The 15,770-nt window shown below is 46.6% G+C and carries 11 protein-coding genes and 1 riboswitch; of the genes, 8 read left to right on the forward strand and 3 right to left on the reverse strand.

Annotation, left to right across the window (positions count from 1 at the left end; genetic code table 11):
- The first annotated feature begins 47 nt into the window (after positions 1 to 47).
- Positions 48 to 2,447: a YcdB/YcdC domain-containing protein gene (locus tag CS562_RS25650; RefSeq protein WP_180287217.1), complete on the forward strand. Its 2,400-nt coding sequence runs from the start codon at positions 48 to 50 to the stop codon at positions 2,445 to 2,447.
- Between the two features lie 199 nt (positions 2,448 to 2,646).
- Positions 2,647 to 3,774 carry a transglutaminase domain-containing protein gene (locus CS562_RS25655; RefSeq protein ID WP_099858565.1) on the forward strand — a complete coding sequence of 376 codons (1,128 nt, stop codon included), beginning with the start codon at positions 2,647 to 2,649 and terminating at the stop codon, positions 3,772 to 3,774.
- 165 nt (positions 3,775 to 3,939) lie between these two features.
- Here CS562_RS25655 and CS562_RS25660 read toward each other — a convergent pair whose 3' ends face one another.
- Complete coding sequence (locus CS562_RS25660) at positions 3,940 to 5,406, reverse strand: amino acid permease (RefSeq protein WP_099858566.1); 1,467 nt, start codon at positions 5,404 to 5,406, stop codon at positions 3,940 to 3,942.
- 114 nt (positions 5,407 to 5,520) lie between these two features.
- Positions 5,521 to 5,738: riboswitch (Lysine riboswitch) on the reverse strand.
- Positions 5,739 to 5,880: 142 nt separating this feature from the next.
- The gene (locus tag CS562_RS25665; protein ID WP_076291247.1) at positions 5,881 to 7,023 is read right to left on the reverse strand and encodes a virulence factor; all 1,143 of its coding nucleotides are present in this window, start codon (positions 7,021 to 7,023) and stop codon (positions 5,881 to 5,883) included.
- A 226-nt stretch (positions 7,024 to 7,249) separates the two neighbouring features.
- On the opposite strand from CS562_RS25665, the gene CS562_RS25670 reads away from it, so the two are divergent.
- Positions 7,250 to 7,690 carry a hypothetical protein gene (locus tag CS562_RS25670; RefSeq protein ID WP_076291248.1) on the forward strand — a complete coding sequence of 147 codons (441 nt, stop codon included), beginning with the start codon at positions 7,250 to 7,252 and terminating at the stop codon, positions 7,688 to 7,690.
- Between the two features lie 40 nt (positions 7,691 to 7,730).
- On the opposite strand, the gene CS562_RS25675 is transcribed toward CS562_RS25670, so the two are convergent.
- The gene (locus tag CS562_RS25675; RefSeq protein WP_076291249.1) at positions 7,731 to 8,429 is read right to left on the reverse strand and encodes a response regulator transcription factor; all 699 of its coding nucleotides are present in this window, start codon (positions 8,427 to 8,429) and stop codon (positions 7,731 to 7,733) included.
- 380 nt (positions 8,430 to 8,809) lie between these two features.
- On the opposite strand from CS562_RS25675, the gene CS562_RS25680 reads away from it, so the two are divergent.
- The 5 genes from CS562_RS25680 (at position 8,810) to CS562_RS25700 (ending at position 15,664) form a co-directional block, all read left to right on the forward strand.
- Positions 8,810 to 11,617 carry an ATP-binding protein gene (locus CS562_RS25680; RefSeq protein WP_180287218.1) on the forward strand — a complete coding sequence of 936 codons (2,808 nt, stop codon included), beginning with the start codon at positions 8,810 to 8,812 and terminating at the stop codon, positions 11,615 to 11,617.
- A gap of 327 nt (positions 11,618 to 11,944) precedes the next feature.
- Positions 11,945 to 13,291 carry a cytochrome ubiquinol oxidase subunit I gene (locus CS562_RS25685; RefSeq protein ID WP_076291251.1) on the forward strand — a complete coding sequence of 449 codons (1,347 nt, stop codon included), beginning with the start codon at positions 11,945 to 11,947 and terminating at the stop codon, positions 13,289 to 13,291.
- Positions 13,288 to 14,322: a cytochrome d ubiquinol oxidase subunit II gene (locus CS562_RS25690; RefSeq protein WP_076291252.1), complete on the forward strand. Its 1,035-nt coding sequence runs from the start codon at positions 13,288 to 13,290 to the stop codon at positions 14,320 to 14,322. The genes CS562_RS25685 and CS562_RS25690 overlap by 4 nt, the downstream gene beginning before the upstream one ends.
- Before the next feature lie 32 nt (positions 14,323 to 14,354).
- Entirely contained in the window at positions 14,355 to 14,528 is a 174-nt protein-coding gene (gene cydS, locus CS562_RS33860) for a cytochrome bd oxidase small subunit CydS family protein (protein WP_373561763.1), read from the forward strand.
- Positions 14,529 to 14,599: 71 nt separating this feature from the next.
- Positions 14,600 to 15,664 carry an MBL fold metallo-hydrolase gene (locus tag CS562_RS25700; RefSeq protein WP_099858569.1) on the forward strand — a complete coding sequence of 355 codons (1,065 nt, stop codon included), beginning with the start codon at positions 14,600 to 14,602 and terminating at the stop codon, positions 15,662 to 15,664.
- Positions 15,665 to 15,770 lie beyond the last annotated feature (106 nt).

A 15,770-nucleotide genomic window follows, 5' to 3' on the forward strand; every position in this document is an offset into this window, starting at 1 on the left:
GTTATTTTCATGCATCCTTGTATGAAATTGAAGGGAGAGGTCCAGATTTGAGTTTTGATTGGAATTTTAATGTACGATTCAAAATGTTGACAGCCAAAGCGGCTACAGCAGCCATGGCAACTTTGCTTCTGGCATCACAGACACCAGGGTTTGCAGGCAGCGCGTCGGCAGCGACAGCGGAACAGGTAACAGAATCCGCAGCGGGGGAAACGGAACAACAACTTGGATTAACAGACAACGAGGTGCCTGAAGGAGCCAAAATCTCCTCCAAGCAAGCCAGCGAGAATATACTGAACTTATTTCCCTTGTTAAAAAAGGCGACGATTTCATACGCACGATTTGATTCACCGAATTCTTTTCCGCCACCAGATTATAAGGCGTGGGATATCGGATTTGAACTGCGTGAAGGCAACCGATCCACTGGATTCAGCGCAACGGTTCATGCGGTTACAGGGGAAGTGCTAAGTGTACATTTGCCTTCAGAGTTGCTGGAAAAGCAGGTTTCGGATTCGGAGACGAAATTAACAAGAACCGAAGCAAGAAAGCAGGCAGATGAGTTTTTGTACAAGGCGATTCCGAATTTAAAGGAAGATGGCTTTGTTGCCGTTGATGATCAGTATGTAAATAATGCACAGCAATCCCTCTTTGGCCGAACAGAATATACTTACAGCTACCAGTTGAAACATGAAGGCTTGGTGTCCGAGGCGGAAACAGCCTACATAAGTGTGGATCAGAGCGGTTTGATTACGGGATATTCACGAACGACCATTGGAGCTGAATATCCATCATCGAAAGCAGCGGTTTCAGCGGAGCAGGCTCAGCAGAAGTTCGAGGAACAGTTCGATGTTCAGCTGGCCTATATTAGCGAAGACCGATTCTCTTCTCGCAAAGGCCAGAAGTATTACTTGGGATACACGCCGAAGAACTCAAGTGTTATTCCACTAAATGCGGATACACTGGATCGAATCAATAGCTTGACAGGTGAAACCCTTTCTCAGGAAGTCTCCCAGGAGGACAAACCTCTGAAGGGCAGTGTAGCTGCTTTTACACCGAATACTGGGTCGAAGTTGAATGCTCAGCAGGCAGAGAAGCTGGTCAAAAAGAGTTTTAATATACCCGAAGGTTACCAATTGGATTATAGCCAGTTAACTAAAGGCAGTTTTGCAAGTCCAAACAATCAGGTCTGGAGTCTAAGCTGGAGCAACCGCAATGCAAGTGTGTCTTATATGTTTATGAGAGACATTTCGGCGCAGGTTGATGCGGCAACCGGACAGATCTACAGTGTGAACATATATCAGCGCATGATGCCGGGCATGGAGCAAGAGAAGCCGGAGACGGAAGTGAAAGGCAAGACCGTGACCAAATCTCAGGCAGAGAAACTCGCTGTCAATACAGTCATCTCACTTGTGCCGGATGCAAGCAAGCAATTCCGACTTTCAACGGTGCTTGAATTGGACGATGCACGAACATTTATTTTCCAACGGTACCTAAACGGAATTTTGGTTAAGGATGATACGGTTCAGGTACAAGTTTCAAATGATGGAACGCTCAATGAATATTATGCGCTGGTTGCTGCAACGCCAGAGCAGCTACCGACGGACGTCAAACCGGCCATTAGTTATGAGAAAGCCAGAGCAACATATCTTGAAGAATTCAAATTGGTGTTGTCCTACTCTCGTTATGGTGGGTACAGCATGGGTAACAGCGAATCCGTTCCCGTGGGTGTAAAGCTTGCCTACATGCCTACTCGTACGGACAGTCCACTAACTGGCGTATCCTATGAAGTGCTGGATGCTAACACGGGAGAATGGAAGTCGATGTACGGCAGTACGACTGGGGCAGTTCAAGTTACCACCAGTGATATTACGGGACATGCCGCTGAAGCAGCCCTGCAGAACATAGTGCAACATGGTGTGCTTCTTGCAGATGAACAGGGACGTGTATTCCCAGACCGAGTCATCACCAAGGGTGATTGGTTTACCTATCTGGCAAGAGCAATTAATCCGAATATGGATATGTATTATAGTGGAGACGGGGATGGCAATTTATACGCTGACATTACCCCGGAGAGCCCTTATTACCAAGCTGTGCGGACATTGATCGATCAGCGCTGGTTAGCGGGTGCCGACTCTGAAACGAAGCTAAATCCAGAAGAGGAGATGACTCGTGAAGAGCTGGCGGTATTGCTCGTGCGCATTTTGCGCTATGAGAAATTAGCCGGATTCTACACATTGCCATCGGATCTTCCCAACCTGGCAGATGCCAGTGCAGTCAACAACAAGGGAGCTGTCTCCCTCAGCATCAAGCTGGGATTGTTGCCTTCGATTGAAGGACGATTCATGCCTGCACGCAAAGTGACGGTTGCCGAAGCGGCTCAGGTATTGGAACGTCTGGCCAAGCTTCAGGGTAAGACGGATACCTTTATGAGCGGCAATCGTTTATATTGATTTGAGTTTGTTGCATAAATGCCCGGAAGAGTCATATGATGAGGATAACGGGTAGGTTAGGTTTGTTTTACTGAAGACAGGGGGACCTTCTACGGAGGGTCTCTTTTGATGCTTTTCGACAAAACTAGAAGCCTGCCGTCAATCCCTTTTGTGATACAATGAGGCATGAGAACTTTGCAAAGAGAGGTGGTATCCTTTCATGGGCAAGCACGGAAAACGAGTGATAACCTTGCTATTGGCTGGCTGTCTCGTCGCTGTGGCACTGCCACATGCGGTTGATCTGGATCAGCTGTACGCGGCGTCGGGAACATCGGACATATCCACGAATACGGATCTGCGCGAGACGTTGCTTAATGCGATGTCCCAGCGTACAGAGGAACTTGTTTTTACATACAAAGGCAATGTGAAAGGCCTCAAAAAACAGTTGCAGAGCTCCATTGACGAAGCAATGACCAGTGATCCTTATATTCAATATACCGTTAAAAGTTACGCATTTAATTATAAAGGCTCCAATGTATCCGCAGAGGTACATGTGAAGCTGGCATATCGGGAAACGAAGGAGCAGACCGATTATGTGAACCGTAAGGTGACCAACGTGCTCAAAGAGATTATATTGCCTGGCATGACGAATCATGAGAAAGTTAAAGTCATTCATGACTGGATTGTACTTAACCTGTCCTACGATACATCCTTGCAGAAATATACTGCATACGATGGACTTGTTACCGGCAGTACCGTATGTCAGGGGTATTCATTGCTGGCTTATCGCATGCTGGAGCAGGTAGGTATAGAGAACCGGATTGTGGAAGGAACGGCTGGTGAGCAATTACACGCCTGGAATCTCGTCAAGCTGGATGGTAAGTGGTACCATATGGATACGACGTGGGATGACCCTACTCCTGACCGTAAGGGCAAGGTAAGTCACAGTTATTATTTACTCAGTGATGATGAGATGGCACGGGACCATGTCTGGACAGCTAAAGGCAAGTATCCTGCTGCATCTGCCCCCTATCGTGAAGCTTTGCAAACTTTGGTGAAGTCTGGAGGCAGCAAGGCAACCGCGTACCAGCAGCTTTATCATACGCTGGAATACTCGCTCTATGATGAAAATGATGCAGTTAGTGGTCATTCCGCGCTAAAAACTAAAGTTCAGAGTGTGCTCAAGGATGGCGGAACCTCACTGACTTTTAGATACAAAGGTACTGAGACAGGACTAGTAGAGGATTTGCAGGATCTGTATCAGCTTGGCATGAAGTCAATATCGTATTACGTGTCCAACATGGAGGATACCGTCGATCTGCGTGTGAAGATTACCTGGACCATGTGACAGCAAACTTTGTATGAATGATTATAATAGGACACACCTTATGGTGAAAAAGGACGCTCATTCATGAGCGTCCTTTTTTGCTTGAGTGATAGCTATCCCGAAAATTGGACGAACCAAATAGGCACCCTTCTTTCCAGCGGAAAGAAGGGTGCCTATGAAATAACGTTATTCGTTTGTTGTTGTAAAATCACATTCCTGTAATGGTACAACTTTTGTTTTCTTAATAAATTTATAACCCAGCCATAAGATCAGGAACAGCGGAACGCTTAAGTAAGCGACGAGGGCTCCGCTCCAATCGATCTGATCGCCCGTGAACGCCTGATAGTTCTGTCCAATAATGACGATGATACATAACACAAAAGCAAAGATCGGCCCAAATGGGAACCAGCGTGCACGGTAGGGCAGATCGTTCAAATCTCGACCTTGGGCCACATACGCACGGCGGAAACGATAATGGCTGATGGCAATGCCGAGCCAGGTGATAAACCCACACATCCCGGATGCATTAAGCAGCCAGGTATATACAATACCATCACCGAATAGGGAGGCTAGAAAAGCGAGCATACCCACCGCTGTGGTCAAGAGAAGGGCATTCATTGGAATGCCCTTTTTGTTCAGCCGACCCAGGAAGCGAGGCGCTTTGCCATCCCGGGCAAGAGCATACAGAACACGACTTGAAGCATACATGCCTGAATTCCCGGCAGACAGCACAGAGGTCAGAATAACGGCATTCATGACGGAAGCAGCAATGGCCAGCCCCGCTTTTTCAAAGACAAGAGTAAACGGACTGACTCCGATGTTGTTCAGATCACCTTTAAGCAGATTCGGATGTGTGTAAGGAATGATCAGACTGATGACTGTAATCGCCAGAATGTAGAAGATCAGAATACGCCAGAACACTTGCCGAATAGCACGAGGGACATTTTCACGCGGATTTTCGCTCTCACCGGCTGCGACACCAATGAGCTCTGTTCCTTGGAAAGAGAATCCTGCAGCCATAAATACACCCAGAACCGCAAAGAATCCGCCATGGAATGGTGCGTCTCCAACAGTAAAGTTGCTGAATCCTACCGCTTCTCCACCGATAATGCCGAAGATCATGAGCACACCAACGGTAAGGAAGATGATCACTGTAGCGACTTTGATAATGGCGAACCAATACTCCGACTCTCCATACCCTTTAACGGACAACACATTTAGGGCAAAGATTAATACGAGGAACAACAGACTCCACAACATGGATGAACTTTCAGGGAACCAGTATTTGATGAGTACGGTTGCCGCAGCGAGTTCTGCCGCAATGGTGACGGCCCAGTTGTACCAGAAGTTCCAACCCATGGCAAACCCAAGGGCTGGATCGACGAAGCGGGCCGCATACGTATTGAATGAACCGGAGTCAGGCATGAAGGTAGCCAGCTCTCCGAGACTGGTCATTAGAAAGAAGACCATGATGCCGACGGCAACGTAAGCAATCAGTGCACCGCCGGGGCCAGCATTGGAAATAGCGGTTCCGCTTGCGAGGAAAAGTCCTGTACCAATGGATCCACCGAGTGCAATCATGGTCATATGCCGTGCGCGTAATCCTTTTTTCAGGGTAGGTCCTGTGTTAGTTTGGTTGTTGCGGTCTTGCATGGAAACACTCCTTCTTTCAGCGTACTAATGGGTTCAGAACAATGGAAATAACCAAAAGACCGCAGGCATTAGCCTGCGGTCTTTATTATCAATCGTCCGCACCTCGTCCCAGATGTTTAAGATAGCTCAACACAGAAGAAATCATACCCTCCGAGGAAGGCATCATACATCTGTGACAGTTCTGCACCTTTCGGCAACAGCCCCAGCCGCGCTGGACAACGTAAGGAACCGTCCTGCGGGCTTCGGCGGGTGCACCTTTCGGCTGAATTCATAAGCGGCTCCTTAGCGCCTCCTTCAGCGTACTGATCGCACCCGCGACCTCTACCTCATCATCATGGATGAGGTGTATCTATTGTCTATGAAATTATAAATCACAGAACGTAACACTCAATGTTCTGTTTAGTAAACAGACAATCAGTATAACCCCCATGGTATTCCAGTGCAATAACAATTGTTGGATATGAATCGAAAGGACTATTCCGACGTCTTGTTACGCCCAGCCATCTGCTGCCATACGGTTCCGGCTGCCTGTTCCCCGGATTCAATCCGTTCCAGTGCCATTTTGGCTTGCAGGCTGACTTCAAACTCAGGATCTTCGGCTGCCTTCCGCAGAGCTTGCTCAGCTTCTTCAGTTCCCACTTCGTATAGGAAACGGGCTGCACGCCAGCGTACAAGCTTGCTTTTATCCGATAACGTAGCTGTCATGGCTGCAGTTGCTGCAGGATCACCGATATCGGAGAGGGTATCTCCGGCAGTCCGACGTACAGCAGGTGAACTATCCTGCAGAGCTTCGTACAGCAGTTCCATCGCTTCCGGTGTACGGATATCACCTAGATATACAACAGCCAGTCGGCGAATCTGCATTTTACTGTCATGGAGTGCATGGGCAACGAGTGGCAGTCGTTCTGCTGTAGGCTCCATACCATCAAATGCAGCGTAGCGAACATTCCAGTCCTCATTATGCAGAGCCTCTTCAAGCTCGGCACCATCCAGCTCGCGGCGACGTTCCACGAACTCTTCGGAATTGGTGCCGTGCTCAATGGCTTGTTGAATTACGCGTTCCAGACGCTCAGGGGGATATGCTGCTTCCAGCTCCTGTTCAACTTCTCTTGCGATTTCAGGCAATTCCCCGTAGCGGACGCCGTAATCACTCAGTTTCCGTTCCTTGATCAGTGTTGCGCTGGCGACTTCAGTAACGGCTTTGACGAACCGATCCGAGAGCGAAATCCGCTCTTCCTTGGCGCCGGCTTTGACCCGAATTTGCATCGGCACACCTCTGAAGAATTGAACGAATACCTGTGCTTCACCGAAGTGTTCGCCAGAGGCGTCTTCAGATTCAATCCAGTCCAAATCGATTCCCTGTTGGCCAAGACGACTTTGGACTTCGCCAAGTATGACGGACCAATCCGCATTTCCCTTGCGGTCGAGCGCTACGAAGTCGGTTGTGTGGAATACACTTTTTACTCCGGGAATATGAAGCATCTGGCGAATAAACGCCGGAGCAGATCGTTCGTTATCCAGTGTATATGTTCTGCGGATCCCGTCCTCCAGACGTTCGTCCAGATGCAGCATCATCGTATTGGGACTGGGTGTTGGTTCAATTGAAACAATATTCATCGGTTCATAACCTCCTGTACCGGATTCATTTCTTAAAGTTCCCGCAATTAGCACGGGCATATCCCTATTTTACATGAATTGTCGCAAACTGCGAAATGGGTAATGAACCTTACACAGTTTGTGAAGAAGTACGAAGATAGTTAACACTTCTTTTATGTTCATACACGAACATTTTTAAATGAAGATTGGCACAATAAGAAGAGAGAATGAACTGGAGGTTATACCTATGGAACCCATTACCGTACTTTCGGACGGAAGTCGTGGTATTGATTATGACAATATGATTGCATTGTTGAATGAATGGATAACAGACGAGCAGAGGGAGCATGCAATGAAGAGAGAAAAGAATGTGAATAACGAGGAGGGGGAGGAATGGGGCAAAGCTCATTATTGTATTGTCGATTATCAGGACGCCGGGCAAGCCGTATCAGCAGCCAATGCCATTCGGGCATTTATGCCTCAGATTCCTTTGCTGGTAATTACGGATTTCCAATCCCTGATTCGCAAGCGCCATTTGCAGCTTATTACGGGTACGGGTCTGATAAAGATGATCCTTTGGCATGAGAAGGAACCAGACAGTCTGATTGTGGAAATCCAGCGGTGGCTGCATTCTTTTGCATACAAAACAAAAACAGCTCAGCCCTCAACTCAGTCGATGAGACGATGACAGAGAGAGGACATGAGCCATTATTTCATTGCGGCGTGTACTAAATGACGTATTTATATCCCGTTCCCCAAACCGTCTTGATGTACCTTGGATTTTTGGGGTCGGGTTCAATTTTTTTACGCAGACTGGAGATATGTACATCGATTGTGCGGTCCAGATATGCCCGTTCAGAGCCTTTAATTCGATCCATGAGTTCATTGCGGGTGAACACTTTGCCGGGATTTCGGTACAATTCCTTCATGATTTCAAACTCAATATGAGTAACCTCGATTTCAAGGCCATCCACAAACAAAGTTCTTCTGTACTCATTCACACTGACATGTCCGACAACTTCAGTAGGTTTGTCCTCTTTTATCGGTTTGTCCGGGTAGAAGATAGCCGATCTGCGCAGTAATGCCTTAATACGTGCATCAAGCTCTTTCAGACTAAAGGGTTTACAAAGGAAATCATCTGCACCATTATGTAACGCTCGGAGCCGATCATTCAGCATGGTGCTGGCCGAGATCATCAATATGGGTACAGTCGAGTGCTGGCGAAACGCATCTACCAGATCATTACCGTCTGTTTCAGGCAGCATCAAGTCAGTCACTACAATATCGGGCTGGAATCGTGGGAAAAGTTGAAGTGCTTCGCGTGCATGATGAACCCGTTCAGTTATGTAACCCTCCTCCTCAAGAAAGAAAGCAATCATGTCGGCCAGATTTTTCTCATCTTCTATAAGAAGAACTTTGATAGACATTGAGGTCACACTCCTGATGAAATGAATTTGTTAAGAAACTTCTAGAAAAATGGCGTAATTTGTGTGGGAATGCTGCAAAATTTTTAATGTTTGTATTCCAGAATATAGGATGCATATGTAGTAAGTTCTATAGAGTTGAGGCCAAACTTCAGTATTTTACCATGAATGAAGCTCATTTGCCGATCATTCAAAATTTCCCAAAGCTACATCGAGTAGTAATTACAGTATAATGTATCAGAACGGTTTCAGGGAAATAAAGTAGATCTTTTGAGCTTTAATCCATAGGAGATACCAACGTTGTTGTTGAATGCAAACATAGAAATCAATCATAAGGACGGATGCCTGTGGACTACATAAGGATAAATAAGGTGTTGGAGTGGATGGTAATCAAACTCCGTATTCCGTGGTTGGGTACGGCTATACTTATTATCCTGGGTACGCTGGGAACGATATTTCCGTTGACTCTTTTTTACGGGGTACAGCTCTTGTTTGGTACAGCCGCAACGTTTATTGCCTTGCGCTTACATGGAGCCGTATACGGATTCATTGCTTTGATAGCAATCTGTACCTTGGGTGTGTTATTCGGGGGTCTAGTCCCAAATAGTTTTTTTATGATTGGCGCTCATACAATTGAATTAATCTGGATGCTGGGGTGGCAGATCCGATGGAAGAATGGAAGTGTCATGAAGGCAAATGCTGCATTCTGGGTCGCGATGTTATTGCCAGTGACCTGTTATGGGTACATTATGGGCATGAATCTTGAAGAATTAAAATATACATACATGCATGTCGCTGTGACCAGTATGGTTAACGCGCTGATTGCAGGTATTGTGGTAGACTTCTGGATTACCAATGGCGAATTGAAGTCGAAACGAACAGGAACCATTCCGCTCACACGAATTGCATTTAAATACGTCGTATCCTTTGTAGTCGTTGTCTCTCTTGTTCTGTTATCGGCCGACAGTCGGAGACAGCTGGGTCAGATCAATAACTCCATTGTATCTAATCTAAAACACGCTGCGAATGCCGTGATCAAGGATTTGAATGAACAATATCTAACCGAAGAGAACATGCACCAGAGCATGGAGCGTTATCATCATCTGCTGGATGTAAATGTCATCGTTCTGGATCCAAATAATAAAGTTGTAGCTTCTGGATTGGATACGCTTCCGCAGGGAGATTACCTGGATATCAACAAGTATCGTTTACTCAAGCCAGGGGAGAACAGTATCCTATTCCATTCCGGGGATGCTTATTATAGCGATGTGCTTACTCACTGGAAACAGGCGTCGTTTATGTATGAAGCAGATATGACCACAAGTACTCCTTATCGAGTTTTTGTTGAGACCAACTCAGCCAATTATTACAAACGTATTGAGTCGATCTATCTGAATACGCTTCAGTCTCTGTTTATCATTTTCGTGGTTTCCATGATTGTGGCTGCTCCACTTAGCAAGAAAGTCGTAAGTCCAATGAAACGCCTCACACGCATGACAGGCTCCCTTCCCAGACTATTATTTCGTAATGGTAAGATGGATTGGCCGACCAGCCACGTCACCGAAGTGCAGATTCTAATTGGCAATTTGCGCAAAATGGCCGATGTGCTCCTTGAACAATTCGAGCAGATACGTCAGGACAAGCTTACGCTGGAAGACAGGGTCAGAGAACGAACCAAAGAGCTGAAGAATAGTGAAGAAATCAAACGGGCAATCATTGATTCATCTATTGATGCTATTATTGCTGTGGATTTAAACGGACTGATTATAGAGTTTAATCCCGAAGCCGAAAGAATGTTTGGATTGAAACGGGAAGAGGTTGTTTTAGAAAAAGAGGCCCCAACCCTTTTTCAGGGAGCGAGCTGTATGGAAATTAAGGAAATGCTGAAACAATGTGAGTATTTTCAGGGCAAACGGCATGTCATCGTGGAAGAAATTTCAGGCATTCGCCGGGACGGTTCGGTTTTTCCGATTGAGTACAAAATTGTAGAAATTCAGCTGGGAAATAACGAAACGCTGTACAACTTATTTATCAAGGATATTACCGAGCGGACAAGAGCTGAAGAAGACCGTGTACGTCATGCGCTGGCTCTGGAGAAGCTGAATGCGGAGTTGTTTCATGAAAAAGTTGCCATCCAGGAACAGCGGGATATCAGCGAGCATTTCATTGAATCTGTTAGGGAAGGTCTGGTCATGTCTGATCGTTTCGGCACCATCACGATAGTTAACAGAAGAATTGAAGAAATGTTTGGCCTCCGAGATTTTTCGGGCAGATCTATCGTAGATTTAGCCAATGCCATTGATACTCTTGTATTAACAGCTGATTTCAATTTGGTGGAGCAGACTCGTGCTTTTTTAAACGGAGAACTGGCCTTTGTAGAAACTGAATTTATATTCAATGATGTGGAAAAGAGTGTATTTTCCCTGTACATGAAGCAAATGGATGTTCCCGGTAAAAACCATGGATTTCTTCTGGTGTTCCGCGATCGTACAGAGGAAGAACGACTCAATCGGATGAAAAACGAACTGATCAGTGTGGTGTCCCACGAGCTTCGTACTCCTGTAGCGACCATTATGGGCTATGTGGAACTAATGATGATGTATGATCTTCCCGCTTCACAGCGTCAGGACTTCATGGAAACCATTTCTTCGGAAGGCGCACGGCTGAGCAGTCTGCTGGATGATGTACTTGATATTCAACGTCTGGACAATGAAGGTATGACCTACCATAAGACGTATGTACCGTTGCTTGAGTTGGTTGAGGGTGTTGCTGAGCAATGGAATATGCAATCCATTCAGCGTATATATGTACATGCGTTTAATGGAGACTTTTTTGCTTACGCGGACCAGAACCGGATGGTTCAGTTGCTGCACAATTTGGTTGGTAATGCAGTCAAGTACTCACCTGGAGCAGACCGAATTGATATTACGCTGTGGGAAGAAAAAGAATGGTTATGCATCGATGTACGTGATTATGGAATAGGAATTCCAGAGAACGTGCAGGACCTGTTATTTACGAAGTTTTATCGTGTGGACAATTCGGATCATCGTCAGATTGGCGGGACTGGACTGGGACTTTACATTTCGCGCAAAATTGTAGAGGACCACCAGGGAACACTTACCTTTATATCCGCACCGCACAAAGGAAGCACGTTCAAGGTTCGATTGCCTAAGCAAGACGAACTTTTGTAAGGCAAGAGAAGCCTTTATCTAATAGGATGCTTTTATCCTGAAATAGATAAAGGCTTTTTTTGTTTTTCAAAATTTCCCGGATAAAAAAACAACTTCTTTTGCAAACTGTCTATAGAGCCATAATTTGCATGCCATGCAAAAGGAGGACGGCAGGTCTATGTTCCGTAAACAAGAGAAAACCCTTATTATCGTCTGCTTGGTTGCAGCCGTGATCGTGCTGTATGCCGTTGTCAAAAGTATTATCCGAATTATGAGTTATTGAGGCATATTGTCACACATGCGATATGAAGTCGTACATAACGATTAAGTGAAAGAGGAGTGTAACCCATGTCATCCCTGGACCCTGTTCTGCTCAGCCGGATGCTGACCGGTCTAACCTTGTTTGTGCACATCATTTTTGCCTCCATCGGTGTAGGCGTTCCACTCATGATTGCCTTGGCTGAATGGCGCGGACTGCGCACCAATGATATCCATTACACCTTGCTCGCGCGCAGATGGGCGCGAGGTTTCGTCATTACCGTTGCCGTAGGTGTGGTTACAGGCACCTCAATCGGTTTACAGCTCAGCCTGCTGTGGCCGATGTTTATGCGGGTAGCGGGGCAGGCCATTGCCTTGCCGCTGTTTATGGAGACATTCGCCTTTTTTGTGGAGGCGATCTTTCTTGGCATATATCTCTACACATGGGACCGTTTCAAAAAGAAATATACCCATATGCTGCTATTGATTCCGGTGGCATTGGGATCCTCTGCTTCTGCGATATTCATTACTACAGTGAATTCTTTTATGAACCAACCTCAGGGGTTTACCCTGATTAATGGCATCATGAAGGACATCCATCCGATTGCTGCAATGCTGAATCCAGCTACCCCGACCAAGGTATCTCACGTGCTCGCCTCGTCATACACATTGAGTGCGGGTATATTAGCAGGTATTGCTGCATTCAGCTTGCTTCGTGGGCGGGATCATGTGTATTACAAAAAGGCACTTAAGCTCACAACGGTATGTGCGCTCGTATTTGCGGTCAGCACCGTCATGATTGGAGATTCTTCCGGTAAATTTCTAGCGAAATACCAGCCGGAGAAGCTGGCAGCAGCAGAGTGGCATTTCAAAACGATGACGAAAGCGCCGCTGGTCTATGGGGGAATTCTTGACGAGAACAATGAAGTGAAATATGCCATAGAGATTCCCTATGCACTTAGTATACTGGCGGGAAACAGACCGGATACGGAAGTGAAAGGGCTCGAAGAATTTCCGGCCGATCTGAGGCCGCCGTTGTCCATTCACTATATGTTTGACCTGAAAGTAACGACTGGCGTGATCATTCTGCTAATTCCGGTGCTTTATGTGTTCCGTCGCTGGCTGCCGGGGCGCAAACCTTATCCCAAGTGGCTCTTGCTCGGTATCGTCCTGCTTGGGCCCTTGGCCATGATTGCCATTGAGCTGGGCTGGATGTTCGCCGAGGTTGGCAGACAGCCATGGATATTGCGCGGGTACATGAAGGTGTCGGAAGCAGCAACAACATCATCCTCAGTAGGCTGGATGCTGGTTCTGTTTATTCTGCTGTACCTGATCCTTTGCTTCTCAGCGATTCGGGTACTCAGCAAGCTGTTTCGTAACAAGGAAGCAGAGAAGGAACTGGAGTCTCTCGGTCTGGAAGGAGGGATCGTGCATTGAGCTTTGAAATAGCGGGCATCGCGATTTTGTGGACGTTTCTGTTTGGATATCTGATCGTGGCTTCGATTGATTTTGGAGCCGGATTTTTCAGCTTTTACAGCATATTAACCGGACACGAGAACAAAATCCATAACATTATTCAGCGCTATCTCTCACCCGTGTGGGAAGTGACGAATGTGTTTCTGATCTTTTTTGTGGTTGGTTTGGTCGGTTTTTATCCGGATAGCGCTTTTTATTATGGGACAGCGCTGCTTGTTCCAGGTTCATTGGCGATTGTACTGCTTGCCATCCGGGGCGTGTACTACGCCTATAATACCTATGGGAACCATGGGCAGAACAGCCGGATCTATATGGCATTGTACGGAGCGACGGGATTGCTGATTCCGGCGGTGTTTTCCACCATTTTGGCGATATCCGAAGGTGGAATTATTGAGCAGGTGGGCGATCAGGTGTTTTTTCGCTGGCGTGAGTTTTTGACGAATCCGTATACCTGGTCTGTTGTATTGCTTGCCCTGGTAAGTGTGCTCTATATCTCCGCGATGTTTCTTTCCTACTATGCTAAGCGGGCAGAAGATGAGACTGCGTTTGAAGTTCTGCGGGAGTATGCACTCCTATGGAGTCTGCCTACGATCTTTGCCAGCTTCCTGGCATTTTTGCAAATTAACAAACAGAATCCCGCACACTTTGAGCAGATGTTAAATATCTCATGGATGTTTATCGCATCTTTTATCTGTTTTGTGATCGCCGTCTCGCTGGTATGGAAACGTAAATATTTGGGCTGGTGCTTTATCGCCGTCATGCTGCAGTTTGCCTTTGCCTGGTACGGCTATGGGCGCTCACATCTTCCATACATTCTGTATCCGTACATTAATATTTACGATAGCTTTACGAACAAGACAATGGGGATTGCGCTCATTACGGCGTTCAGCCTGGGACTGCTGGTGCTCATTCCTTCACTTGTGCTCATTATGAAGCTGTTTCTGTTTGATGCCAATTATGTGCGAGGTAATGCTGGCAAAAAGAAAGGATGAGTCCGTTCATGCTTCCCAACATGCTGTTCATCATGATTCCACAGTTACTTCTCAGCTCTGACGAGGGAGTGAGGGGTATTCCCGGTATAACGGGATTAAGTTTTTTTGAGACCTTTACAATTATGTACGCCCCACCACTCATTATCGTGGCTGCAATTGCGTTTTTGTTCGTCTACTTGGCGAAATGCAAAAATCCAAAGGATTGATTCGTTGGTACGTACTTTCCAATTCGGGGTAATCTTTTGTTAAGATACGAGGAGGGGAGGAGGGCCCTTTCATGCCGAAAATCCGTTATAACAACATTGATAATGTAAGTACGGACAAAACGCTGAAGGAATTCAAGCAATGGAGGGAGCAACGGCGCAGCAAAGTTAAGGATTATTCCTACACCGTGCCCAAGCACCCGCCTGAACTGGATTATCTGCACGCCAACCGGGCTGAAACCACGATTACCTGGATTGGTCATTCCACATTTTTCATTCAATATCATGGACTAAACATCGTGACAGACCCGGTCTGGGCCGAAAAAATGGGATTTCAGCGCAGACTCGGTGCCCCTGGCATTCCGATTCAGGATATTCCGCCTCTGGATGTCATTTTGATCTCGCATTCACACTATGATCATTTGCATCTCGCATCGCTGAGGAAGTTGGTCACAGCCAAAACACTGCTCATCGTTCCTGATGGTCTCAAACGCAAAATGGTGCGCAAAGGGTTCCATCGGTGTCATGAGATGAAATGGTGGGAACATATTACGCTTGGCGGGGTCAAAATAACCTTTGTACCTGCGCAGCACTGGACGCGCCGAACCCTATTCGATACCAATACTTCCCATTGGGGCGGTTATGTTTTGGAACAGAATCACCTGGCACTCATTCCATCGGAGGAGAGTGCTGCGACGAGTGAAGACGAAAATCATAAAAATTCCCGAGCAGCAGGAACGGATGATCCAATAGAAACTTCGGCTGATCATTCTCTCGGCGGTCCGCCAGTGATCTATTTTGTAGGGGATACAGGATACTTCCAGGGATTCAAAACGATCGGAGAACGCTTCGACATCGGTGTTACCCTGATGCCAATCGGTGCGTACGACCCGGAATGGTTCATGACATCCCAACATGTGACGCCGGAAGAAGCGCTGCAAGGATTTGTAGAAACGGGTTCCCAGCTTATGGTTCCCATGCATTATGGAACGTTTAAGCTGGCGGATGACACACCCAAGGAAGCACTTGATCGAATGGAAGCTGAACGAGAACGGCTGGGAATTAACGAAGAGCGCATTCGAGTGCTAGGACATGGCGAGACACTCCGCATCCGGCACGAAGAAAGTAAACAAGACTAACAAAAGTGATCTAGATATGCTAATGTAAGGGTATACCCGCATGAACGGTACATTTACCAAATCTTTAACGATTAAAAAGCGGCCAATTTTCGAATTTGCCGCTTTT

It is taken from the genome of Paenibacillus sp. LK1, assembly GCF_002750415.1.
In the GTDB taxonomy this organism is placed as follows: Bacteria; Bacillota; Bacilli; order Paenibacillales; family Paenibacillaceae; genus Paenibacillus; species Paenibacillus taichungensis.

Coding starts and splice junctions, on each gene's coding strand:
- CS562_RS25655 (WP_099858565.1), top strand. CDS start 2,647: ATGGGCAAGCACGGAAAACGAGTGATAACCTTGCTATTGGCTGGCTGT.
- CS562_RS25660 (WP_099858566.1), bottom strand. CDS start 5,406: ATGCAAGACCGCAACAACCAAACTAACACAGGACCTACCCTGAAAAAA.
- CS562_RS25665 (WP_076291247.1), bottom strand. CDS start 7,023: ATGAATATTGTTTCAATTGAACCAACACCCAGTCCCAATACGATGATG.
- CS562_RS25670 (WP_076291248.1), top strand. CDS start 7,250: ATGGAACCCATTACCGTACTTTCGGACGGAAGTCGTGGTATTGATTAT.
- CS562_RS25675 (WP_076291249.1), bottom strand. CDS start 8,429: ATGTCTATCAAAGTTCTTCTTATAGAAGATGAGAAAAATCTGGCCGAC.
- CS562_RS25680 (WP_180287218.1), top strand. CDS start 8,810: ATGGTAATCAAACTCCGTATTCCGTGGTTGGGTACGGCTATACTTATT.
- CS562_RS25685 (WP_076291251.1), top strand. CDS start 11,945: ATGTCATCCCTGGACCCTGTTCTGCTCAGCCGGATGCTGACCGGTCTA.
- cydS (WP_373561763.1), top strand. CDS start 14,355: ATGATTCCACAGTTACTTCTCAGCTCTGACGAGGGAGTGAGGGGTATT.
- CS562_RS25700 (WP_099858569.1), top strand. CDS start 14,600: ATGCCGAAAATCCGTTATAACAACATTGATAATGTAAGTACGGACAAA.